Here is a 22,435-nt window from a genome sequence, read left to right as displayed (position 1 = left end):
GTCACCCCGATCCCTCGGCGGCACCCTCGTCGGTTCCGCCGCTGTCGGTTCCGTCGGTGTCGGTGTCGGTTCCGCCGGTGTCGGTGTCAGCCCCGGGGGAGGCGGTGGAGGTGTCCTCGTTCTCGGTCTCGGCGATGCTCCTGCGGAGTGTGTCGAGGTGGTCGACCGCCTCCTGCTCGCTCTCGAAGGGCACGGTGCCGTTGACCGCTTCGCGGTCCGAAGCGCTCAGGGCGTCGACACGGATGTCGCTGGGTTCGATCTCCTCGGAGAGATCGAACCCGGCGATGTTGGTGTCGATGCCCTGGTAGACGCTGACGGTGTTCCCGTCCGCGGAGAGCCCGACGAAGTACTGGTCCTGGACGTACCGGTTGCCGAAGTAGTAGCCGACGCCGGCGACCAGGGCGACGACGACCAGGAAGACGAGCACCATCGGCCACCAGCGGCGCCGACGGTAATCGCTCTCCTCACCGCGGCCGCGCTGGTTGTCGTAGGGTTCCCCGTAGTCGGGGTCCTCCTCCTCGACGGGGTCCATCTCGGCGGTGTCACCACTGTTGTTGCGCAGCTCGCGCGCGCGTCTCGCAGGGGTGTCGCTGCCCTCGCCGACGCCTTCGCGGCGCTGGTCGGCGGCGCCCACCACCTGGCTGGCGTGGTCGACCCCGGTGAGGTCGGCGTCGGTCTCGACGACGTCGGCGACGACCGCGGTGATGTTGTCCGGGCCGCCCCCGCGGATCGCGAGGTCGATGAGCTTGCGCGCGGCGGCGTGGGGGTCGTCCTCGGCCTCGAGGGTCTCGCGGATGGTCTTCTGGCTGACCACCCCGGACAAGCCGTCGGAGCAGAGGAGGTAGCGGTCGCCGACCTCGGCCTCGTTGATCGACACGTCGGGGTCGACGGGGCTCTTGCCGTCGAGGGCGCGCAGGATCAGCGAGCGCTGGGGATGGGTGGCGACCTCCTCCTCGGTGATCTTGCCCTCGTCGACGAGGGTCTGCACCAGGGTGTGGTCGTGGGTGATCTGCTTGAACACCTGGCCGCGTAGGAGATAGGCGCGGGAGTCACCGATGTGGAGGAGAGCGACACGGCCCTCGGCCCACAGCATGGCCGTGAGCGTGGTACCCATGTTCTCGAGCTGGGGCTCCTCCATGATCCGCTGGGAGAGCGAGGCGTTGGCCTGCACGACGGCGTTCTGGAGGACTTCGACCATCTCGTCGGAGCGAGGATCGTCGGTGTCGAGGCGGCGGATCGTCGAGATGGCGATGGAGCTCGCCACCTCACCGCCGGCGTAACCGCCCATGCCGTCGGCGACCGCGAGGAGGTGCTGGCCGGCGTAACCGGAGTCTTCGTTGCCTTCGCGGAGGCATCCTACGTCGGAGTACGCCGCGTATCGGAGAGCGATGGTCATTTGCGCAGTTCCAGAACGGTTTTGCCGATACGGATGGGTTGACCCACCGTGATGGGCTGGGGGCGATTCAGCTTCTGCTGGCCGAGGTAGGTGCCGTTCGTCGAGTTGAGGTCTTCAACGAACCAGCGGCCGTTGTCGGAGTAGACGCGTGCGTGGCGCCCCGACGCGTAGTCATCGGTGATGACGAGCGTCGAGTCGGGCGCGCGCCCGATGAGGATGGGGTGGGAACCCAGGTCGACCGTGGTCCCGGTGAGGGATCCCTGGGTCACGGCCAGCACCGTGGGTTCGTTGCGCCGTGCACGCGAAGGCCGCGGCGAGTCGGAGGACGCACCCCGGCGGGGGGCGGAGCGAGCTGCGGGGCGGGGCTTCTTCTTGCCCTTCTTCTTTGCCTTCTGGCCGAACAGGTCGGTGTTGATGACGCCGACCGCCATGAGGACGAACAGCCAAAGCACCACGAGGTACGCGACCTTGATCAATATGAGTGTCAAGTTGGACATCGAACTGCTCTTCAGCCCCTGTCGTGGTCCGGCTGTGGTGGCGGGCCTTCGCGCCGCCACCGCTTCTTCCCCACCTTCGGTTCGGTGAGTGGTTCGAGATACCTGTCCCACCTGTCTGGTGACGGACAGTGTGCCCGATGGGTCGGGTCTTGGCGGAGACTACCCGCCCGGAGGGATATCCGACAGCAGACTCGAAGCCCCACCCGACCCGGGGCCCGACCTGTCAGACGCCGAGAGAACGCAGTTGGTTGCGAATCCGCGGATCTGACGGTCGTCGCCGAGCCCGGTACAGGTCAGTCCCTGCGGAACGTCATCGTCGTGCGGCCCAGGCTGACCCTGCTGCCGTCCACCAGGCGGACCTGTCCCACCTGCTGTCCGTTGACGAAGGTGCCGTTGGTCGAGCCCTTGTCGACCAGGATCGCCTCATCGCCGTCGAGACGGATCTCGACGTGGTGCCGGGACACCCCGTTGTCCACCAGTCGCAGGTCGCAGTCGGTACCGCGGCCCAGAAGGGTGACGGGGGTGGTCAATTCGAAGGATTGCTGCATGCCGTGACTGGCGATGCTTCCCTCGGCGGTGGCCCCGCCGGGGGAGATGAGCAGGCGCGGCCGGCCGGTCTGCTGTTGTCCGCTGTCCGGACCGGGGTCGCCGACCGGCTGGCGAACTTCGCCGTCCTTGTCGATCATGCTGCCCCGGACGACGCCGGACCGGATCCGGAAACGTCCGGTCTTGAGCCCCTCGTCGGACCTGAAATGGACACGGACCGGACCGACGAAGGAGTAACCCTGTTCGGTCGCGTAGTCGCGTGCCAGCTTCGACAGCTCCTGGCCGAGGCTGTCCGCGTAGACCTCCAGGCGCTCCTTGTCGCTGCCCGCGAGCTCCACGATGAAGTCGTTCGGGACAAGGGTTCGGCCTTGGGCGACGATCGCCGCGCGTTCGTCCATCTCGCGCTGGACGGCGCTCGCCACCTCGACCGGTTGGAGCTCCGACTTGAAGGCCATCGCGAAGGTGCCTTCGATCATGCCCTCAAGCCTGCGCTCGAAGCGTTGGAGCACTCCCACGAGGTACCTCCCTTTGTACTCCACTCCGTATGTGTAAACGATCGTAACCGCGCTCGGGTCCCCCTGCTTTCAGCCGCACCCCCTGGAGCGCTGCCCTCCGGTCACGAGTGGCAGGTGGAAGGTGGTCGTGAACGGGTGTGCGAGCCACCTCCAGACCGTGCTAGCCTTGATCACGTCGCAAGGGGGAACGGGCCGCAGAGGCCCGAACGCCGGCGGATACAACATGGTTGTTGTCACCCGGGCGGGTGGCGGAACGGTAGACGCGCACGGTTCAGGTCCGTGTGTCCGAGAGGACGTGAGGGTTCAAATCCCTCCTCGCCCACCAAGATCCCGCAGGGTCGGTCTCAGACCGTACACCCTGCGGGATTTTTCTGTACAAAGCCCTTCTGAGCTGCGTCGTTGCGCGGTGGTGCCGCGGGTACGGGATCCGGAACAGCCATCTTGCATCCCGGGCCGGGCCGAAACCCGGTCATCGGGGAGCCCGGCACACGGAGAAGGGGACCGAGCCCTGGAGCCCGGTCCCCGCGGGGCAGGGGCCTCAGGGGTTGAGTACGGTGTCGAGCTCTTCGAAACGCTCGATCTCACAGCCGTTGCGCTGGTTGAATTCGGTGTCGATCTCGGTTCCGTGCACCTGGCCGGTCACATGGGCCTGTTCGGGCCCGCCGACCTGCATCGTGCATGCCATGTCGCTGGTGTCGAGGGTGAACGGTTCTTCGCCGACCTCCTCGATCTGTTCACAGGCGGTCTCGGGGTCGGGGTGGTCCCCGCCCGTGGGCGCGCACGTGAGGGTGTAGGTGCCTTCCTCGAAACCCTCCGCGGGTTCCAAGGATTCGTCGTCGCTCAGGGAGCGTTCGATGGTCAGCTCGACCCCGGCGTCACCGGAGGCCTCTCCGTCGGCTCCGTCACCGTTCTCGTCAGGGGCGGTGGTGGACTCGCCGTCCTCGTCGGGGGCGGGCGTACTCACCTCGGATGACTCGTTGCCGCAGGCCGTGAGAAGCAGGCCGAGGGCTGCGAGAGCGGCGAGGCGGGTCGGCAGCGCGGTCGCGATGGTGTGCATACGCATGTGTCTTGGACGTGCACGCTCGGCGATACGGTTCCTCCCGGGCGCAGTTTTTTCTGACGACACAGAACACAGGGGGACAAGACATGTTCGGCAGCGAGATTCCCGAGGTTCCGGCCTCCGAGGTCCCGGAGAACGCTTATCTGCTCGACGTCCGGGAGAACGACGAGTGGGACGCCGGCCACGCGCCCGGCGCCGTCCACATCCCGCTCGGCACACTCGGCGACCGGGCCGCTGAGGTGCCCCAGGACCAGAAGGTCTACGTGGTCTGCCGCTCCGGCGGACGGTCCGCTCAGGCCGCCACGGCTCTCAACCAGGCCGGATGGGACGCCGTCAACGTGGCCGGGGGCATGCAGGACTGGGCCGGTTCCCAGCGCTCCATGGAGTCCGGCAGCGGTGACGAACCGCGGGTGATCTGACCGTTTTCGGTGGCCGATTCCCACCGATTAGGTAAAGGCCTGCCACTCGGGCGCCCCCGAGTGGCACTATGACCGCGTGAGTTCCGAGCGCGACCCCCTCAGCGCCGACGACGTCGTGGCCTCTTCGGGCGACGCCGTGATCGTGATCGACGACACGTCCCGGGTGACCCATTGGAACCCGGCGGCCGAACGCATGCTCGGATGGTCCCGTGAGGAGGTCCTGGGCCGGGAACTGCCGATCGTGCCCGGCGAACTCAGGACCGAACACGGAGCCGTCCTCGAACAGGCCCGTGCCGGGACCCCGCTGTCGATCGTCACGCGCCGCCTGCACAAGGAACGCGGGATGGTGGACGTGCGGATCAGTACCGCGCCCGCGCACGACCGGAGCACCGGCCAGTGGCACGGATGGGTGCTCACGCTCTATCCGCGAGAGAGCGAGACCGACGTGCACTCCGCTGCGATGGAACGCGCACGCCTGGTGCGTCGCCTCACCGACATGGTCGTGGACATCAACGCCGACCTCAGCCTCCAGTCGGTGCTGGACCGCTTGTCCGGCAGCATCACCGAGCTGACCGGGGCCGACGCAGGCGGGTTCGTACTGCTCAACGAGGACCGCGTCGAGCTGGTCAGCCTCAGCGAACTACCCGAGAAGCTGCACGGGTTCAGCGCGCCCCTGGAGAGCAGCCTGTTCGGCGAGCTCCTGCGCAGCGGAAAATCCGTGCTCCTGGCCAACGAGGACACCCGGGGACTGCAGGACCTCGTCTGGGCCGACCTGCCCGGCCTGCACACCATCGCGTTGTGTGTGTCCAACGTGCACGGCCGCCCTTACGGTGCGCTCTACGCGCTCTACAGTCGGCGCAAGGTCGGGCACGTGGAGCTGGAGCTGCTCGAACTCCTGGCCGCACACGCCGGTGTGGCCATCGGTAACGCCCTGGCCTACGAGGAGACCGACCGCCAGCGCCTGCACGAGCAGGTCGTGGCCGACTCCAGCGCCGACGGCATCGCGGTCCTCGACTTCGACGGGCGTGTGCGCAAGTGGAACCGTTCGGCGGTCGAACTCACCGGGTACAGCACCGAGACGATGACCGGCCGCCACCCTCCTTTCCCCATGCCCGCGTGCCACGGTGAGCCCATCAAGCACAAGCTCGACGACGGCCGGTGGCTGGAGATCCTCATGGCGCGGATCCCGCGCACCCACGAGTGGGTCGTGGACTTCCGCGACATCACCGCACAGAAACACATGGAGGACGACCAGGAGCTGTTCCTGGCCACGACCGGGCACGAGCTGCGGACCCCCATCACCGTGATCCACGGCCTGGCTTCCACCCTCCGTACCCGGTGGGGCCATCTCGGTCCCGAGGCCCAGCGTGAGGCGGTCGAGACCATCGTGGAGCGGTCGCGTTCCCTGGTGGCGCTCGTGGAACGGTTGAGTCTGGGGTCGGAGGTCTCCCGCGGTGAGCTCGACGTCAAGCGTGTCCCCTTCGACCTGCGTGAGCTGATCCATCAGGCGGTCACGGCCTTCCGCCCGCTCTCCGAGCGCCACGACGTGCTCATGCGGGCCGGTACGGTCCTGCCGCCCACGGTGGGCGATCCTCTGGCCACCGGCATGATCATGGACCAGCTCCTGGACAACGCACTCAAGTTCTCTCCCGGCGGCGGGACCGTGCACGTCAGTGTGAACGCCGAGGAAGAAGATGCCGTGGTGACCATCGAGGACGAGGGGATGGGGCTGCAGCCGGGTGACGAGGAGAGGGTCTTCGACCGCTTCGTCCAATCGGGGGTGCGAGGCGATCGCCGCAAGTTCGGCGGGATCGGTATCGGGCTCTACATCGTGCGCCAACTCGCCCGTGAACAGGGCGGGGACGTCACGGCCGAGGGGCTGGCCCACGGGACCCGCGTCCGGCTCACGGTCCCTCTGTTCGTGGACGATAAGACACACGAGTCACAGTTGTACCGAGCAGCACATGAAACAACAAAAATCTCAAAAGGCACTGAGGCCTTGCTGGGTAAGCGTTTCGAGGCCTCGGACGCCGGTGAGAGCCCCTGAACTGCTCCGGTTCCACGTTTTCGACCTGCGAGATCGGGGCATTTCCACCCCTGGTGGAACCGGCGAGACACATCGGTGGCTTCCACTCTGCTCGCTACAGTACGAACACTCAGGGGCAAAAGCCGTGGCAGGAGACAGAACCTCACCCGACGTCGGGGAGTGCCCGCACAAGGCCGAGCGGAACGTCACCCTTCCCTACGTCTCCTCCAGTGTCACCGGGGCACGAAAACTGCTCCAGGACGACCTCGCCGACCTCGGTCTCGGTGAGGGGCGCCTCGACGACGCCGCCCTCGTCCTCAGCGAGCTCGTCAGCAATGCATTGCGCCATGCCACCCCTTTGCCCACCCCCGGCGAGGACAGTGTCGGCCTCTCCTGGCGGGCCGAACTCGGTCAAGGCCCCGGCTCCTCCAGCTGGGTGGAGATCTCGGTGCGTGACGGAGGCTCCAGCACGATGCCCCGCGTCGCCCGGCCCTCGATCTCCGGGCTCGGGGGCCGCGGCCTGGGTATCGTCCAGGCCCTCGCCGGTCGCTGGGGCACCGAGATGGACGCCGACACCACCACGGTGTGGGCGGTCATGGAGGTCACCGACGGCGATCTCGCCCCCGGCCGCGCCGGCGCCGCCGCCGAGACCGCCGACAAGGCGTCCGGCGATCTGTGCGCCGACGCTTCCGCCGTCGAGGTATCGGTGGGCGCACACGGGGACGCTCCCGTCCGGAGCGCCGCGCTCTGAGGGCCGTCCCGACGGCGCTCCCGCTGTCGGGCTCCGCGGTTCGTGATCGCAGATCAGCGGCGAAGTCGGGAAACGCCGCCAACGAAGTGGCCGGTGCTCGACGGGGAGGCTACAGTCACGACTGTGGAGTTGAAGATATCGAGCCGATCTCAGGACGACGTCGCAGTAGTAACTGTGGGCGGTGAGATCGACCTGTACACGGCACCCCAGTTGCGCGACGAACTCGTCGGGGCCCTGGAGGACGGGGCACGGCGCTTGGTCATCGACATGTCGAGAGTCGAGTTCTGCGACTCGACCGGCATCAGTGTGCTGCTGTCGGCGATGAAACGCTCTCGCGACAAGAACGGCGACCTGGAACTCGGCGCACCCAGGCCCGCGGTCACCAAGGTGCTGGAGGTCACCGGGTTGGACGAGGTCTTCACCATCCATCAGGACCTCGGAACGCTCTCGGCCTCCGTCGGTCCCGGCGCCTGACCGCCTCGGCGTGGGACTCGGGGCGAACGGCGGTCCGGGCTGCTCCGGGACCGCTGTGATCATCGCAGCCAAGGACGAGGAACTCAGGGTCGGCTCGACCGTCGAGGCCGCCCGATCCCTGCCCGGTGTGGATCTGGTCCTCGTCGTCGACGACGGGTCGACCGACCGCACCGGGGCCTTTGCGCGGGAGGCCGGCGCCCACGTCGTGCGCCACCACCGCAACCGGGGCAAGGGCGCCGCCATGGAGACCGGCGCCGAGGCCCTCTCCCGGATCGAGGCGCGCGAGGACCGTGTCGGGATCCCGCCCCGCCATCTCCTCTTCCTCGACGCCGACCTCGGTGGGAGCGCAGCGGACGCCGCTCCGCTGGTCGAACCGGTCGTCGGCAAGCGTGCCGACATGGCCATTGCCCTCTTCCCCGCCACCCGTGCCCGCCTCGGCGGACACGGGTTCGTCGTGCGGCTGGCCCGCGGAGGGGTGCGCCGGGCCACCGGGTGGGAACCCGAGCAGCCGTTCAACGGCCAACGCTGTCTGACCCGCGCGGCTTTCGAGGCCGCCCGGCCCCTGGCCCGGGGGTTCGGTGTGGAGACCGGCCTGACCATCGACGTCCTGCGCGCGGACCTGAGTGTGGTCGAGGTCGAGGTACCCCTGGAACACCGTGCCACCGGTACCGACCTGCGGGCCCAGATGCACCGTGCCCGCCAGTTCACCGACGTGGCCCGAGCTTTGGCCGTGCGCGAGGCCGGACCCGTGGCACGGCGGGCCCTGGCACGTACCGGGCTGAGCCGGTCCGACCGCCCGCGCTGAGCCCCTCCGGCCGGCTCAAGAACCGGGGGCGATGGCTCGGAGTCGCCACACGAGTGCTTTCCGTCACGCTACGCTCGCGCTGTGGTTGTATTCCTGGTTTCCCTCAGCCTGGTCACGGCGCTGACCGCGTCGGTGTTCGTGGCGCTCGTGTCCGTCAGGGTCCGCGCCCTGGAGGGCGAGAACCGTGCCCTGCTCAGCCGTGACTTCGAGGTCCGCTCCTGCGGTGTGGATCCCCGCGCGGTCCGGGACATGGGAGTGGTGCACTACGACGCCCTCGAGGAGAGGTCGGGCTCGCGCTCCTTCTCCCTGGCCCTGCTCGACAGCCAGGGTGACGGGATCGTGCTGACGTGCATCAACGGGAGCAACCAAGCGCGTACCTACGCCAAGGCCGTGCTCGCCGGCCGGCCCCAGGCCAGGCTCAGCCCCGAGGAGGACCGGGCGGTCCGCTCGGCCCGGCTCGGGTACGGGCCCGCCGGGGGCACCAACGGCTCCGCCCGCGCCGAACGTCCGGCCCCGGCCGCAGAAGAACGGGGCGCGGGTCCCGTCACCGTCCTCTCCCACGCCGGTCGGAGCGTCGGTGAGGAGCAGCGCACGGGGGAGGGCGAGTAGCCTGAAGGACATGGCCAAGCGATACGCCTACCTCGGCCCCGAGGGCACGTTCACCGAGGCCGCCCTGCGCGCCTTGCACCCCGACGCCGCGGAGGAAGCGCGTGTGCCGTGCGAGGCCGTCGCGGCCGTTTTCGACGCCGTGCGCTCGGGTGACGTCGACGGCGGTGTCGTGCCGCTGGAGAACTCCGTCGAGGGCAGCGTCACCGCCACCATCGCCGAGCTCGTCAACGGGGACCCGCTCGTCATCACCGGTGAGACCGCCGTGCCCGTCGAGTTCGCGCTCTTCGCCCGCCCCGGCGCCGAGCCGGCCGACGTCAAACGTGTGGCCACCCACCCGCACGCCCTGGCCCAGTGCCGCCGGTGGTTGGCCGGGAACCTGTCCGACGCCGAGACCCACACGGTCTCGTCCACGGCCGCCGCGGCCCGCGCCGTCGCCGAACCCGGCGCTCCCTACGACGCCGCGATCTGCGCAGTCATCGCCGGTGAACGCTACGGCCTGCAGGCCCTGGCCACGGGGATCGGCGACCGTTCCGACGCCGCGACCCGTTTCATCTATCTCACCCGACCTGGGGCGCTGCCCGCACCCACCGGTTCCGACCTGACCTCGCTCGTGGCCTTCATCGCGCAGGACCGTCCCGGTGCGCTCGGCGACGTGCTCGACCAGTTCACCGTGCGCGGGGTCAACCTCACCCGCCTGGAATCGCGCCCCACCGGGGACGCGCTCGGCGACTACTGCTTCTGCATCGATGCCGAAGGCCACGTCGCCGATTCCAAGGTCGGTGAGGCGCTCATGGGGCTGCGCCGTATCTGCCGCGACGTACGTTTCCTCGGCAGTTATCCGCGTAGCGCACGCCCCACCGAACTCGAGCCGCGCTTGCGGCCCCGGCCCGCGACCGAGGCCGACTTCGCCGAGGCCGAGCGTTGGCTGGCGCGGGTGCGGGCCGGGCAGATCGACTGAGGCACGCCCACCCGGGCCCGCGGTCAGGGCACCGAGCTCTCGGGCTCCTCGAAGATCCATTCCTCCTCCGCCGCCCGGAACATCTCCCGGTGCAGAGCCAGCCGGAGCGCCTCGTCCTGCGGACACCGGTCGGCCAGCTGGTCCAACGTGCCGGCCAGCTCGTCGGCGGTCATCGTGTTCAGCGGCTTCATGACGGCCCTCCCTCGTCTCCGGTCGCGCTGCAGGGGGATCCCGGCGCGCTCCGTCATCCGGGGGACGGGGGAACGCGGCGGTCATGACGTGACTCCGGAAAAGATGTCGGTCCGGCGGGGAGCGGACGGTAACCTGCAAGACGTGATCGACCTTCGTGCACTCCGAGACGACCCCGAACGACTTCGAGCCTCGCAGCGTGCCCGTGGGGAGGACCCCTCCGTCGCGGACCGGCTGCTGGAACTCGACTCCGACCGCCGTTCCGCCCTCACGCGGTTCGAGACCCAGCGGGCCGAGCAGAAGAGCGTCGGGAAGTCGGTGTCCAAGGCCTCCCCGGAGGAGCGCGAGGAGCTCCTGGCCAAGGCCAAGACCCTGGCCGCGCAGGTCAAGGAGGCCGAGACCGAGGCCGGCCGGATCGGGGACGAGCTCGACGCGCTCCTGGCGAAGGTCCCCAACCTCGTGGAGGACGCTCCCGAGGGCGGTGTCGACGACTTCCGGATCATGGAGACCGTCGGTGAGCCCCGCGAGTTCGACTTCACGCCCCGCGACCACCTGGAGCTCGGCGAGATGCTCGGTGCCATCGACACCGAGCGCGGCGCCAAGGTCTCCGGTGCGCGGTTCTACTTCCTCACCGGCGTGGGCGCCCAGCTCGAGCTCGGGCTGCTCAACATGGCGATGAACCAGGCCGTCACCGAGGGCTTCACGCCGATGATCCCGCCGGTGCTGGTCAAGCCGGAGACCATGGAGGGCACCGGGTTCCTCGGCGAGCACTCCGAGGAGATCTACCACCTGGAGGACGACGACCTGTACCTGGTCGGCACCTCCGAGGTCCCGCTCGCCGGTTACCACTCCGGGGAGATCNTCCCCGCCCCGCCGATTCCCTGCCCAACCGCTACATCGGCTGGTCGTCCTGCTTCCGCCGGGAGGCCGGATCGTACGGCAAGGACACCCGCGGCATCATCCGTGTGCACCAGTTCAACAAGGTGGAGATGTTCGTCTACTCCCACCCGGACCGTGCGCAGGAGGAGCACCAGCGGCTGCTGTCCTGGGAACGCGACATGCTCGACAAGCTCGAGCTGCCCTACCGCGTCGTCGACATCGCCGGCGGCGACCTGGGCACCAGCGCGGCCCGCAAGTACGACTGCGAGGCCTGGGTCCCCACGCAGGGCACCTACCGCGAGCTGACGTCGACCTCCAACTGCACCCAGTTCCAGGCCCGGCGGCTCAACGTCCGTTACCGCGACGAGGACGGCAAGCCGCGCTTCGCCGCGACCCTCAACGGGACCCTCGCCACGACCCGGTGGATCGTCGCGATCCTGGAGAACCACCAGCGCGAGGACGGTTCGGTCGTGGTCCCCGAGGCGCTGCGCCCCTACGTGGGCCGCGATGTCCTGGAGCCCGTCCGCCCCGCCAAGGGCAAGTAGGCGCCGGGGCGAGCAGTCTCCGAGAAACCACCGAGCCCGCCGTGGAACGTTCTGCGGCGGGCTCGTCGCGTGTGCGGGGTGTGCTCAGAGGTAGGGGCCGCCCAGCCGCCCATCACTGCCCTGATCGCCCGGATCACCAGGGCCCCCGGCCTGCTGCATGCCCGCGGCCATCCCCTGCGGCAGGGCCTTGCGCATGTTCTCCAGCTGGGCCCGGGCCGCCATCTGCTGGGCGAACAGCGTCGTCTGGATCCCGTGGAACAACCCTTCGAGCCAGCCCACCAGTTGGGCCTGGGCGATACGCAGCTCGGCGTCGCTGGGAGAGGAACCCTCCGCGAAGGGCAGGGTGAGCCGTTCCAGCTCCTCGATGAGTTCGGGGGCCAGGCCGTCCTCCAGTTCCTTGATGGAGGACTCGTGGATCTCCTTCAGGCGCGCACGGCTGGCGTCGTCCAGCGGTGCGGCCTTCACCTCCTCCAGGAGCTGCCGGATCATGCTGCCGATCCGCATGACCTTCGCCGGCTGTTCCACCATGTCGGACAGGGTGCGCGGCTCCTCGGAGGAACCCTCGTCCCCGTCCTCACCCTGCTGCTGGTCGCCCATCACCAGAAGCTGGGGGCGTTCCTGCTCGTGGTCCTCGTTGCTCATGGGTTCCCTTCTGGTCCGAACACCGTCACCGTGTGAGGAGGATCTTGCCAGTGTGCTCACTCGCCTCCATGGCGCGGTGCGCCTCGGGCGCCTCGCGCATCGGCAGCGAACGGTCGACGACGGGCCGGATCTTCCTGTCTTCGATCAACGGCCAGACCTGCTCCAGTACTCCCGCGACGATCGCCGCCTTCTCTTCGACGGGGCGGGAGCGCAGCGAGGTCGCGTGCACGGAGAGCCTCTTGGCGAGCATACGACCGAGGTCCAGTTCCGCGCTGCGCCCTCCCATGAGTGCGATGACCGTGACACGGCCGCCGGTGCGCAGGGCACGCAGGTTCTTGTCGAGATAGGCGCCGCCCATGATGTCGAGGATCAGGTCGGCACCGCCCTCCTCGCGCAAACGCTCGGTGAAGTCCTCGGAGCGGTAGTTCACGGTGATCTCCGCTCCGAGCTCACGGCAGGCCGCCAGTTTCTCGTCGCTGCCGGCGGTGACCGCGACCCGCGCCCCCAGGGCCCGGGCGAACTGGATCGCGAACGTGCCGATCCCGCTGCCGCCGCCGTGGACCAGGACGGTCTCGCCCGCGCGCAGTCGCCCGACCATGATCAGGTTCGACCAGACCGTGCAGGCCACCTCCGGCAGGCTCGCCGCCTCCTCCAACCCGATGCCCGGGGGCACCGGCAGCAGCTGGCCGACCGGTACCGCGACCTTCTCCGCGTACCCGCCGCCGGCCAACAGCGCGCACACGCGGTCGCCGACCGACCAGCCGGAGCCCTCGGTCCCCGGCCCCAGAGCGGCCACGGTGCCCGAGCATTCCAGCCCCGGGTACTCCGAGGCGCCTGCGGGTGGCGGGTAACGGCCCTCCCGCTGGGCGACGTCGGCGCGGTTGACGGCGGTGGCGGCCACGTCCACCAGGACCTCTCCCTCGGAGAGGACGGGGTCGGGGACTTCGGACCAGAGGAGGGCCTCGGGGCCGCCGGGTTCGGTGACGGAGATCGCATACATGGTTCCGACAGTACCGAGACGTGGGGCCGACTTCGAGGGTCGGGCGGGGCGGGACCGAAGGAACGGCGAGGTCGGCAGGACGTGATGCTTGTGCCGCCGGTGGCGGGTATGAGTGAAGCCGAGTGAACCCTATGGCCGGGCCCGAGCGTCTCTTGGGTCCGACCACTCATGACCCCTCAACGCAGGAGACCTCCGGTGGCACAGCACGAACAGCACGAGCCGGGTGCGGACGCCGAGTCCCCCGGGCGGGACGCGGCCGAAGGGTCCTTCGCCGAGGACGTCCCCGGTGCGCAGCCGTCGGCCCCCTCCCCCAGGGAGCAGTGGTTCGGCGGTTTCGAGGGGGCACCGCCGCCCCCGCCGCCCTACGCCCGTCAGCCCGAGGAACCCCGGCCCCCGCTGCCCGGATCGGGGCCCGTTCCGCCCTTTTCGGAGGAGGAGACCGAACCCGTCGAGGAGGAGGACGACCCGGAGGAGACGGAGGAGGAGGTACGAGGCAGCACCGTGCGACTCGTGCCGGGTTCACGTCCTCGGCCGCGCCGCCCCGAGGCCTCGGAGGAGCCCGGGGCCGATCCGCTCGCCCCACGGCGCTCGAACCCCGAGCCCGAGGTTCCCGAACCCGAGCAGCTGCCACCGCTCGACACCGTCGCCGAACCCCCGACGGACTCGCCGTGGGTATCGCCCAGGCCGCCTTCCGCCGGGCTCCGGCCCCCCGAGCCGGCAGCGCGGCCCGAGCCCCGGTCCGGGCCGGGCGGTCCGCCCGAACCCGGGTCCGGACCGAATGCTCCGACCGGCCCTCGGAACGGGCGGGAGGATCCGGCCGGCCGCGGGGGACCGCCGAAGGCGACCGACCGTGGTGACGGGGAGACCGCCGACTCCCTCCAGGCCGCGACCCTCGTGCGCAACCGCAGGCAAGGCCCCAGCGGCGGATGGCGCCGCGCCGTACACAACGCGACCTTCGGGCTCGTCAACCCCGGCGAGTCCGGCAAGGTCCTACGCCAACGGGAACTCGTGGCCCGCGCCTGCACACCCGTGGCGTCCGGACACCACCGGGTGGCCGTGCTCAGCCTCAAGGGCGGGGTCGGCAAGACCACCACCACCGTCGCGCTGGGCGCCACGCTGGCCTCGCTCCGGGGCGACCGGGCCCTGGCCGTGGACGCCAACCCCGACCGCGGAACACTCTCCGACAAGGTGCGTCTGGAGACCGCGGCGACCATCCGCGACCTGCTCAACGAACGCCATCTCATCTCCCGCTACGCCGACATCCGAGGGTTCACCTCGCAGTCGCCCAGTCGCCTGGAGATCCTCGCCTCCGACCGGGACCCCGCGGTATCGGAGGCCTTCAGCGAGGAGGACTACCGCGAGGTCTCCCGGATCGTCGAGCACTTCTACTCGATCTGCCTCACCGATTGCGGTACCGGGCTGCTGCACTCGGCGATGGGGGGCGTGCTCGGCCTCGCCGACCAGGTCGTGCTCGTCAGTTCCGCCTCGGTGGACGGCGCCCGCAGCGCCAGCGCCACCCTCGACTGGCTCGAGGCCCACGGCCACGTCGGGCTGGTGCGCGGGGCCGTCGTGGTGCTGTCGATGGTGCGTTCCAACAGCAAGAGCAGCGTCGATCTCGGCCGCCTCGAACAGCACTTCGCCGGTCGCTGCCGAGGTGTGGTGCGGGTCCCCTGGGACGGGCACCTGGAGGAGGGAGCCGAGGTCGACCTCGAGCAGCTCGCACCTGCCACCAAGGACGCCTATCTGCAGCTGGCCGCATCGGTCGGAGAGTCCTTCGCGAGTCAGGGATGAACCGGACGCATGCGCAGGCGTGCACCGGGGAGGCACCAGCGCAGCGCCGGCGCCTCCCCGGTTTCCCGGACCGCTTACCGGACAATGAGAGTGAGGGGGGTTCGAGGATGAACGCACAAGAGCGACCGCCCGCGGTGATCGTCGGGGTGGACGGATCACCGCACGCGCAGGCCGCACTGCGCTGGGCCGCCGCCGACGCAGCCCGGCGCGGGGTCCAGCTACGCATCGTGCACGGTATGGGCCTGCCGTTGGGCATGGCGGCCTACTCGCCGCCTGAGCGCTACACCGCCTCCGAGGAGGTGCGCGAGGCCGGACACCGGGTGCTCGTCGAGAGCGCCGCGTCCGTCGCCGAGACCCACCCCGACCTCCCCGTGGCGGTGGTGCTCGCCTCCGAGGACGCACCGGCCGTCCTGCTCAACGAGGCACGGAACCGAGACGTCATCGCCGTCGGAACGCGCGGTCTCGGGTCGGTGCGTGCTCTCGTTCACGGGTCGGTGAGCGTGCGGACCTCCTCGGAGGCGCCCTGCCCGGTCGTGGTCGTACCGGAGGGTGAGAGTCCCCTGGAACACCGGGGCCGGATCGTGGTGGGGGTGGACGGCTCCGACTCCTCCCGCCGCGCCCTGCGTTTCGCCCTCGCAGAAGCCCGCTCCACCAACTCCTCCGTCGTCGTGGTCAACAGCTGGGAGGTGCCTCTGCCGGAGGACGCCGCCTCCCTGGCCGCGGATTCGCGGACGCTGCACGAAGAGGTGTTCGACCGCCAGTCGGAGGAGATCGTGGCCGGTGTGCTCGCGGAGGTGGCCGATGAACACACCGAAGAACTCGACATCAGTGCCGTACGGGTGCAGGCCGCTCCCGTCACCGCCCTCCTCGAGGAGGGGGAGGAGGCGGACCTCCTCGTCGTCGGATCCCGCGGACGGGGCGGGACGGCGGGACTCGTCATGGGGTCGGTCAGCCAAGGCGTGCTGCGCCGCGCCCGGATGCCGGTCGCGGTCCTTCCGCCGCATGCCGAGGAGACCGATTGATCCCGGGAGCGGGACCTTCGGTCTGTGTCGTTCCCGCGTCAATGTGTGCCACCCGAAGATGACGGGTGGCAGTCGCCAAGGGGGAGAACATGGCAAAGAACCATGAGCACACGCCCAGGGTCGTCGTCGGCGTCGACGGCTCCGACCATTCCCGGGCAGCTCTGGAGTGGGCTGCCGCGGAGGCCGTACGCCGTGGGGCCGTGCTCCGTATCGTGCACTCCTTGGGCATGCCGTTGGTCGTCTCGGCCTACGGCGGGCCGACCCGATTCCAGCCGACCGACGAGATCAGCGGTCAGGCCACGAGCGTGCTCACCGAGGCACGCAAGCACGCGGTCGAACAGCAGCCCGATGCCGAGACCGAGACGGTCACCGCCATGGAGGAAGCGTCCCTGGCGCTCATCCGGCAGAGCCGCCCGCACGACCTCATCGTCCTCGGGACCCGCGGCCTCGGCTCGATCGCGGCCCTGTTCGTGGGATCGGTGAGCGTGCGCGTCGCGGCCCAGGCTCCGTGCCCGGTCGTGGTGGTGCCGCACGAGGGCAACGGGCATCCGGCCACGACCTCCCTCGACCGCGTCGTCGTCGGCGTCGACAGTTCCTACAACGCGCGCCGTGCGCTGGGCCTCGCGGTGGACATGACCGCCGAGAACGAGGGTGACCTCGTCGTGGTCAACAGCTGGGAGGTCCCCTACCCCTACGATCCGGTCGCGATGACCGCTGCCGGCTTCCAGCCGCAGGAGAACGTGTTCGAGAAGCAGTCCGAGGAGCTGGTCTCCGAACTGCTCTCCGACGTCCTCGAGGACCGCGACGACGTCAACATCGAGGTCAGGGCGGTGCGCACCCAGTCCAATCCGGTCGACGCGGTCCTGCGCGCCGCCGAGGACGCCGACGCGATCGTCGTCGGTTCCCGGGGGCGCGGCACGGTGCGCGGCCTGCTCCTCGGTTCGGTGAGCCAGGGCATCCTGCACCGCTCGCGCGTCCCTGTCATCGTGCTGCCCAAGCACGGTGACGAGGACGAGGACTGAGGTCTCACCCGAGTCGGTCCCCGCCCGCGGCGGGGGCCGACGTGTGTCCGGTGCCCGGGAGGCAGGAGTTCAGTGCTCCGCGCCACGCCCGGGTGTCCTCCCACAACGCGTCCGGCGGCTCCTCGGGAGCGAAGAGCCACATGCGCTGCTCGGGACCGGAGGCCCGGCCGTCGATGACGGTGCGTGCGGGGGAAGGCAGCTCCTCCCCGAGCGGGTGCCACGTGTAGTCGAGCGGACGCAGCAGCTCCATGAGAGGCTCCTCGACCCCGTGGCCCGGAAGGACCTCGCAGAACACCCAGGGGCGGAACTCGCGCAGGACGTCGAGGGCCCCGGCGATGACGTCGGGTTCGGTGGTCTCGGTGTCGATCTTGACGACGGCCGGGGACGTGCCGGTGCGCTCGCACCAGCCGGACAGTGTGTCCACCCGCACCTCGATCCGGCCGGCCTCGGGGCGGAACCCCGCGGCCAGCGAGTTCGACGCGTCCGACGTGGAGGAGAGCGTGAACACGGCGTTCCCGGCCCGATCGCCCATCGCGAGTTCCGACACCGCGACCGGGAGCCGGTTGGCCGCCGCCAGCTCCCGCGCGGTCCTCGCGATGTGCGGGGTCGGCTCGAAGGCCCGGACGGGGCGGTGGCAGCGAGCGGCGGCGAGCAGTGCGTACACCCCCACGTTCGCGCCCACGTCCAGGACCGCACCCGGGCGGGCGTGGTCCAGGCAGGCGAGGAAGCAGGCGAGGGTCTCGGGTTCGAAACCGGCGAGACCGTCCTGTTCGAGTTTCCGGGGTACCCAGAGCTCACTCGGTGCGGTGAAGGAGAGCGAGGACGGCTCGCCGCGCGCACCCTCGCGCCGGGGGAGGGACAACTCGAAACGGCGCTGCGACGGCAGCCGGGCGGGATCGATCCCACCGAGGCGCCGCGGGAGCCGGCCGCGGGTCCTTCGCGCTGCTTGCCGTACAGCCGGGTGTCGTCGTAGGAAATTGCGGATCCGGTTCACCAACACAGGCACTCCCGAGGTCTGGGGTTTGCGCTGCGGGGGATGTGCGGACTCGCATGAGCACCGTGGGCACCACTATGCCCCGGCGCGGTCCGGTGGCGCAGCCGTGGAACGCAGGCTTCCGGTGACGCTCACCGGCGTGTCATCCCCCGGCCACCCGCCCCGTCCGTGAGCCGCACCCGAGGTCCGTGCGGCGCGGCCCGGGCCGAAGGTTCCTCACCGCGGTCGGGTTCCGCGTGGAAGCGGCGATCCTCGCCCCGCGGCGCACCTGAGGTCCTCCGGACACAGCGAGGGCCGGTGGCCCCGTGCACAGGGGGCCACCGGCCCTCGTGGTCCGGACCCTCGATCTGTGAGGTCCCGGGTTCTGCGGAGGGTGTGGGATTTGAACCCACGAAGCCCCGTCAAGGACTTGGTGCTTTTCAAGAGCACTGCACTCGGCCGCTATGCGAACCCTCCGAGGGGAGAACCGCGTCTCCGTCAGCCATGGTAGCCCACAGGTGTGTGTGGATGCCGTACGGGAACACACACGGACGGCAGGGTGGCACTTCTATGTTACTAGCAAGTAACATGAGTGGCATGACACAGATGAACGCTGAGACGGCGGAGGCGGTCAAGTCCGGCTTCCTCGCTGCGGTGCCCTTCGCGCGCACGTTGGGCGTGACCTTCTCCGACCTCGACCACGGGCACGCGGTGATGCGGCTGCCCGACAACGCCGATCACCACAACCACATCGGCGGCCCCCACGCGGGCGCGATGTTCACCCTGGCGGAATCCGCTTCCGGCGCGATCATCATCAGCACCTTCAGCGACCAGTTCGAGCGCGCCGTCCCACTGGCCGTCAGTGCGGAGATCCACTACCTGCACGTCGCCATGGGCGACGTGACAGCCGACGCGGAACTGGGCCGGGGCCGCGACGAGATCGTCGCCGAACTCGACGAGGGCAAGCGCCCCGAGTTCCCCGTGGAGATCGAGCTCCGTACCGACGACGGCACGGTCACCGGTCGGATGAGCATCATCTGGACCCTGCGCCCCGGCCGCAGGTGAGGCCTGGCCCGGCCGGAACCGGCCGGGTGCATCTCCCCGATTCTGTCGGGGCCTGCGGTTACCGTGTCGCCACACGGAACCGCTGACGAGGAGGCCCCGTAGTGAGACTGCGACTGGACCGCGACGCGTTCGCCGAAGCGGTCGCCTGGACCGCACGGGCGCTGCCCGCACGCCCCGCCGTGCCCGTGCTCGCCGGGATGCGCATGGAGGTCGCCGAGGACGGCGCGTCCCTGCGCCTGTCCGGTTTCGACTACGAGGTCTCCACCCGTGCCTCCGTCCGGGCGGACGCGGCCGAGGGTGGCAGCGCCCTGGTTCCGGGGCGCCTCGTGGCCGAGATCGTGCGCAACCTGCCCGAGGGCACGGTCGACATCGAGAGCCAGGGCTCACGCATCCGTGTCACCGGGGGCGCCGCCCGCTTCACGCTCATCACCATGCCGCTGGAGGACTACCCGAGCCTGCCCGGTATGCCCCCGCGTATCGGTGCGGTCCCCGCCCAGGCCCTGACCCAGGCGGTACGCCAGGTCACGCCTGCGGCGAGCCGCGACGACACCTTGCCCATGCTCACCGGTGCCTGTCTCGACTTCACCGGCGACAACCTGAGCGTGGTCGCCACCGACCGTTACCGCATCGCCGTGCGCGAGTTGTGGTGGCTGCCGTCCGACCCAGGACTCGACGTGTCCGCGCTCGTGCCCGCCCGTACGCTCTCCGACACCGTGCGCGGGCTCGTCACCGGTGAGAACGTCGACATCGCCCTGTCCACGGTCACCGTCGGAGAGGGGATGAGCACGTCCCCGGAGGAGGGCATGATCGGTTTCGAGAGCGGGGAGCGGCGCACCACCACCCGCCTCATCGACAGCGACTTCCTCAAGTACCGCTCGTGGTTCCCTGCGGACTTCTCCGGGCGGGCCCACGTGACCGTCGCTCCGCTGCTGGAGGCGGTCAAGCGTGTGGCTCTGGTCGCAGACCGCGCGACGCCGCTGCGACTGGCCTTCAGCGAGGACGAGGTCGTGCTCGAGGCGGGTTCGGGTGAGGACGCCCAGGCGGTCGAGGCGATCGAGGTCGATTACGAGGGAGACCCCCTGCGGCTGGCCTTCCGGCCCGATTACCTCATGGACGGGCTGTCCGGGGTGGAGACGGAACGGGCCCGGCTCAACTTCACCGAGCCGACCAAACCCGCGGTGTTCACCGATCTTCCCGAGGGGGAAGGCCAGGAACCCGCCTTCCGGTACCTGGTGCAACCGTTGCGGGTGTCCTGAACTGCCCTTTTCCGGTCTTGCGGTCGGCGGTTCCCACTTGTCCACAAAGTTATCCACAGGCTGCCTTCCAGGCCTGTGGACAACTCGGGGTCATCATCCCTGGAAAGGGCCGAATCAGGCGGTATCTGTCCTAGAAAATCCAGCATGACGTGCGGAAATGCTCACTGGTGCGCTTCATGCACAGCCTGTGGAAAACTTCTGGGAAGCCCTCCTGTGCGCGGGCCCCACATCAGCCTGTGGAACTCTGCCCGGCCGTTTCGGCGCTCTCGGGAAGGGACGAGGTGTTGTCCTCGCCGCTCTCCACGGGGGTCTCCAGGCCCAGCTCCGCCTGTTGCCCCCGCCGATAGCCGGCGCGGTACCCGGCGGCGCTGTGCGTGCGCTCGGGGCGGTGCTTGCGCAACTGCGGGAACTGTTTCTGGAACTCCTCCTGGACCCGGTGCACATCCTCGCGCAGAACGAGGTCCGTGCCCCGGGAGGACTGCTCCTGCGAACTCGAACCCTCCGGCCCCGAATCGGCGTCCGGGGTCCCGGCGCTCTCCTGCATACGGGCCCGGAACTCGCGGATACGTTCGGCGACGGCCTGACCGTAAGCGCGCACGAACGAGCGGTAGTAACGCTTGCGTTCGGTCTCCAGCACCGAGCGCGTGTAATTGCGCAGTTCCCTGATGTTGGCCACGTGTATGGAACTCATGAACTTCGCCGAGGCCTCCATCTGGTTGGAGATCGACGGGAAGAGCAGTTGCAGGGCTTCCAGGGAGTCCACCGTGCCCACCAGGATGATGGTGCGCTCGGTGGTGTCGGAGGTGTTGCCGCGCACCGCCGACTGGCAGCCGTAGGCGGCGGCGATATCAGCCAGTGCCCGTACCCGGGCCTTCCCATGACCGCCCGCACCGCTGACCACGTGGTCCATGCGGCTGATCGCGTCCGGCTCCTCGCCCCGCTCGGCGCGGGCCTCGGCCTCCTGGATCGCGTGGCGGGTCATGAGCTCGGCGGCCTTGGCGGTGAAGGCCTGGCTCTCGGCATCGGTGACCGAGGGGTCCTCCGCCATGCGAAGGAGCCCTCGGACCCGCTCGACCATCTTCTGACGGGCAGCTTCAGTCATCGGCGCCGGTCGTCTCCCATGGGCTTGCGTGCGGACGGCCTCGTTCCCGAACGTCGTGTGTATGAACATTCGGTAGACCTGTCGAGCTTAGGGGCTGCTCGGCGGGCACTCGACCTGCTGTGCGACGGAAGACGCCCATCGAACAGAACTCAGGCGTTCCACCCGACCGGGTCACACGGACCTCGGTTCCTCGCATGTACGTTCATCTCGGGGTGGTCCCGGACATGGCGCGATGCCCCACCGCAGCGGGGCGTTCGCCCTGGGCTGACACGGCCGGTTCCGCCCGTGGCCTCCCGAGACACGGCTCCGGGGCGGACGGGTGCGTGCCGGAGCCGTTACTTCTTCTCGCCGACCAGGGTCGCAATGAGGCCCACGGTGATCCAGATGGCAGCGGCGACGAACAGGCCGCCGAACAGGCCGCCCAGGACGGACGCGCTCAGCATCTGTACGAGGCCGTATCCCGCGCCGCCGACGACGCCCGGCACGGCCGCGTACCGGAACGGGTAGGAGGCGGCCCAGCGGCGACCACGGCGATCGCTCTTCTTGCTGACCACGCCGCCGACACCCCCGAACAGCGCGAAAAAGATCACAGCCGCACCGAGGCCGGAGGCCAGGGCCCCGGCGCCGAGGTTGAACAGGAAGAACAGGGCGCCACCCGCGGCGCCGCCCATGAGGGACAGGGCCCACGGCCAGACCATCGTTGCCGAGGCCACCGGGGTGAATGCGCTACCGCGCTCCAGCGTCATGACTACCGCTCCAGTCGAATCGCGTGACGCCCGCTCTTGACCGGGTCGTCCCTTTCAGCATGCAACGTCCTGGCTCCGGGCGCATCAGGGCCCGCCCCTGACTTTCCCCCGATCGGGAGCTCTGATGCCGGTTCCTGAGTCACGGGG

Annotated in this window: 22 protein-coding genes, 2 tRNA genes and 1 pseudogene; 14 read left to right on the top strand and 11 right to left on the bottom strand. The window is 69.7% G+C overall.

The window, feature by feature from the left end; all coding sequences use genetic code 11:
- Position 1: 1 nt before the first annotated feature.
- The 3 genes from D473_RS0120835 to D473_RS0120825 all read right to left on the bottom strand — a co-directional run bounded on the left by D473_RS0120835 (position 2) and on the right by D473_RS0120825 (position 2,954).
- The gene (locus D473_RS0120835) at positions 2-1,396 is read right to left on the bottom strand and encodes a Stp1/IreP family PP2C-type Ser/Thr phosphatase (protein WP_017610979.1); all 1,395 of its coding nucleotides are present in this window, start codon (positions 1,394-1,396) and stop codon (positions 2-4) included.
- Positions 1,393-1,893: an FHA domain-containing protein FhaB/FipA gene (locus tag D473_RS0120830; RefSeq protein WP_017610978.1), complete on the bottom strand. Its 501-nt coding sequence runs from the start codon at positions 1,891-1,893 to the stop codon at positions 1,393-1,395. The genes D473_RS0120835 and D473_RS0120830 overlap by 4 nt, the downstream gene beginning before the upstream one ends.
- A 293-nt stretch (positions 1,894-2,186) precedes the next feature.
- Entirely contained in the window at positions 2,187-2,954 is a 768-nt protein-coding gene (locus tag D473_RS0120825) for an FhaA domain-containing protein (RefSeq protein WP_449406456.1), read from the bottom strand.
- Between the two features lie 239 nt (positions 2,955-3,193).
- On the opposite strand from D473_RS0120825, the gene D473_RS0120820 reads away from it, so the two are divergent.
- Positions 3,194-3,279, top strand: a tRNA-Leu gene (locus D473_RS0120820).
- 213 nt (positions 3,280-3,492) lie between these two features.
- Here D473_RS0120820 and D473_RS0120815 read toward each other — a convergent pair.
- Positions 3,493-4,017 carry an SSI family serine proteinase inhibitor gene (locus D473_RS0120815; protein WP_017610976.1) on the bottom strand — a complete coding sequence of 175 codons (525 nt, stop codon included), beginning with the start codon at positions 4,015-4,017 and terminating at the stop codon, positions 3,493-3,495.
- A gap of 83 nt (positions 4,018-4,100) precedes the next feature.
- On the opposite strand from D473_RS0120815, the gene D473_RS0120810 reads away from it, so the two are divergent.
- The 7 genes from D473_RS0120810 to pheA all read left to right on the top strand — a co-directional run bounded on the left by D473_RS0120810 (position 4,101) and on the right by pheA (position 10,056).
- A complete protein-coding gene (locus D473_RS0120810; protein ID WP_017610975.1) occupies positions 4,101-4,433 on the top strand; it encodes a rhodanese-like domain-containing protein in 333 nt (110 codons plus the stop codon).
- A gap of 76 nt (positions 4,434-4,509) precedes the next feature.
- Complete coding sequence (locus tag D473_RS0120805; RefSeq protein ID WP_017610974.1) at positions 4,510-6,480, top strand: PAS domain S-box protein; 1,971 nt, start codon at positions 4,510-4,512, stop codon at positions 6,478-6,480.
- A 124-nt stretch (positions 6,481-6,604) separates the two neighbouring features.
- Entirely contained in the window at positions 6,605-7,210 is a 606-nt protein-coding gene (locus tag D473_RS0120800; RefSeq protein WP_017610973.1) for an ATP-binding protein, read from the top strand.
- Between the two features lie 123 nt (positions 7,211-7,333).
- Complete coding sequence (locus D473_RS0120795) at positions 7,334-7,684, top strand: STAS domain-containing protein (RefSeq protein WP_193373306.1); 351 nt, start codon at positions 7,334-7,336, stop codon at positions 7,682-7,684.
- 55 nt (positions 7,685-7,739) lie between these two features.
- Positions 7,740-8,489 carry a glycosyltransferase family 2 protein gene (locus tag D473_RS0120790; RefSeq protein WP_017610971.1) on the top strand — a complete coding sequence of 250 codons (750 nt, stop codon included), beginning with the start codon at positions 7,740-7,742 and terminating at the stop codon, positions 8,487-8,489.
- A gap of 81 nt (positions 8,490-8,570) precedes the next feature.
- Positions 8,571-9,098 (top strand): DUF4446 family protein, encoded by a 528-nt coding sequence (locus D473_RS0120785; RefSeq protein WP_017610970.1) that lies wholly within the window; start codon positions 8,571-8,573, stop codon positions 9,096-9,098.
- A gap of 10 nt (positions 9,099-9,108) precedes the next feature.
- Positions 9,109-10,056 carry a prephenate dehydratase gene (pheA, locus tag D473_RS0120780; RefSeq protein ID WP_017610969.1) on the top strand — a complete coding sequence of 316 codons (948 nt, stop codon included), beginning with the start codon at positions 9,109-9,111 and terminating at the stop codon, positions 10,054-10,056.
- Positions 10,057-10,079: 23 nt separating this feature from the next.
- Here the strand turns inward: pheA and D473_RS27765 are convergent, their stop codons facing one another.
- Positions 10,080-10,247: a hypothetical protein gene (locus D473_RS27765; protein ID WP_017610968.1), complete on the bottom strand. Its 168-nt coding sequence runs from the start codon at positions 10,245-10,247 to the stop codon at positions 10,080-10,082.
- A 142-nt stretch (positions 10,248-10,389) separates the two neighbouring features.
- Between D473_RS27765 and serS the strand changes: the two are divergent.
- A pseudogene (gene serS, locus D473_RS25880) lies at positions 10,390-11,669 on the top strand (serine--tRNA ligase).
- 84 nt (positions 11,670-11,753) lie between these two features.
- Here the strand turns inward: serS and D473_RS0120765 are convergent.
- Positions 11,754-12,311: a bacterial proteasome activator family protein gene (locus D473_RS0120765; protein ID WP_017610967.1), complete on the bottom strand. Its 558-nt coding sequence runs from the start codon at positions 12,309-12,311 to the stop codon at positions 11,754-11,756.
- 25 nt (positions 12,312-12,336) lie between these two features.
- Positions 12,337-13,311: an NAD(P)H-quinone oxidoreductase gene (locus D473_RS0120760; protein ID WP_017610966.1), complete on the bottom strand. Its 975-nt coding sequence runs from the start codon at positions 13,309-13,311 to the stop codon at positions 12,337-12,339.
- A 195-nt stretch (positions 13,312-13,506) separates the two neighbouring features.
- Here D473_RS0120760 and D473_RS26810 point away from each other — a divergent pair, with 195 nt between their 5' ends.
- The 3 genes from D473_RS26810 (at position 13,507) to D473_RS0120745 (ending at position 17,146) form a co-directional block, all read left to right on the top strand.
- A complete protein-coding gene (locus D473_RS26810; RefSeq protein ID WP_017610965.1) occupies positions 13,507-15,102 on the top strand; it encodes a MinD/ParA family ATP-binding protein in 1,596 nt (531 codons plus the stop codon).
- A gap of 107 nt (positions 15,103-15,209) precedes the next feature.
- On the top strand, positions 15,210-16,124 hold the full coding sequence (locus D473_RS0120750; protein ID WP_026127159.1) for a universal stress protein: 915 nt from the start codon (positions 15,210-15,212) through the stop codon (positions 16,122-16,124).
- Between the two features lie 89 nt (positions 16,125-16,213).
- Entirely contained in the window at positions 16,214-17,146 is a 933-nt protein-coding gene (locus D473_RS0120745) for a universal stress protein (protein WP_026127158.1), read from the top strand.
- 4 nt (positions 17,147-17,150) lie between these two features.
- Here D473_RS0120745 and D473_RS0120740 read toward each other — a convergent pair whose 3' ends face one another.
- The gene (locus D473_RS0120740; protein WP_017610962.1) at positions 17,151-18,008 is read right to left on the bottom strand and encodes an FkbM family methyltransferase; all 858 of its coding nucleotides are present in this window, start codon (positions 18,006-18,008) and stop codon (positions 17,151-17,153) included.
- A gap of 499 nt (positions 18,009-18,507) precedes the next feature.
- Positions 18,508-18,596, bottom strand: a tRNA-Ser gene (locus D473_RS0120735).
- Between the two features lie 129 nt (positions 18,597-18,725).
- Here D473_RS0120735 and D473_RS0120730 point away from each other — a divergent pair.
- Positions 18,726-19,184 carry a DUF4442 domain-containing protein gene (locus D473_RS0120730; RefSeq protein ID WP_026127156.1) on the top strand — a complete coding sequence of 153 codons (459 nt, stop codon included), beginning with the start codon at positions 18,726-18,728 and terminating at the stop codon, positions 19,182-19,184.
- Between the two features lie 101 nt (positions 19,185-19,285).
- Complete coding sequence (dnaN, locus tag D473_RS0120725; RefSeq protein WP_017610960.1) at positions 19,286-20,440, top strand: DNA polymerase III subunit beta; 1,155 nt, start codon at positions 19,286-19,288, stop codon at positions 20,438-20,440.
- 229 nt (positions 20,441-20,669) lie between these two features.
- On the opposite strand, the gene D473_RS0120720 is transcribed toward dnaN, so the two are convergent.
- Both D473_RS0120720 and D473_RS0120715 read right to left on the bottom strand, forming a co-directional pair.
- Complete coding sequence (locus tag D473_RS0120720) at positions 20,670-21,518, bottom strand: DUF2786 domain-containing protein (RefSeq protein ID WP_026127154.1); 849 nt, start codon at positions 21,516-21,518, stop codon at positions 20,670-20,672.
- A gap of 359 nt (positions 21,519-21,877) precedes the next feature.
- Positions 21,878-22,288 (bottom strand): membrane protein, encoded by a 411-nt coding sequence (locus D473_RS0120715; protein WP_017610958.1) that lies wholly within the window; start codon positions 22,286-22,288, stop codon positions 21,878-21,880.
- Between the last annotated feature and the right edge of the window lie 147 nt (positions 22,289-22,435).

It is taken from the genome of Nocardiopsis xinjiangensis YIM 90004 (assembly GCF_000341145.1).
In the GTDB taxonomy this organism is placed as follows: domain Bacteria; phylum Actinomycetota; class Actinomycetes; order Streptosporangiales; family Streptosporangiaceae; genus Nocardiopsis; species Nocardiopsis xinjiangensis.
The sequence above is the reverse complement of the archived record's forward strand: the minus strand, read 5'-3'. Positions and strand labels throughout refer to the sequence as shown.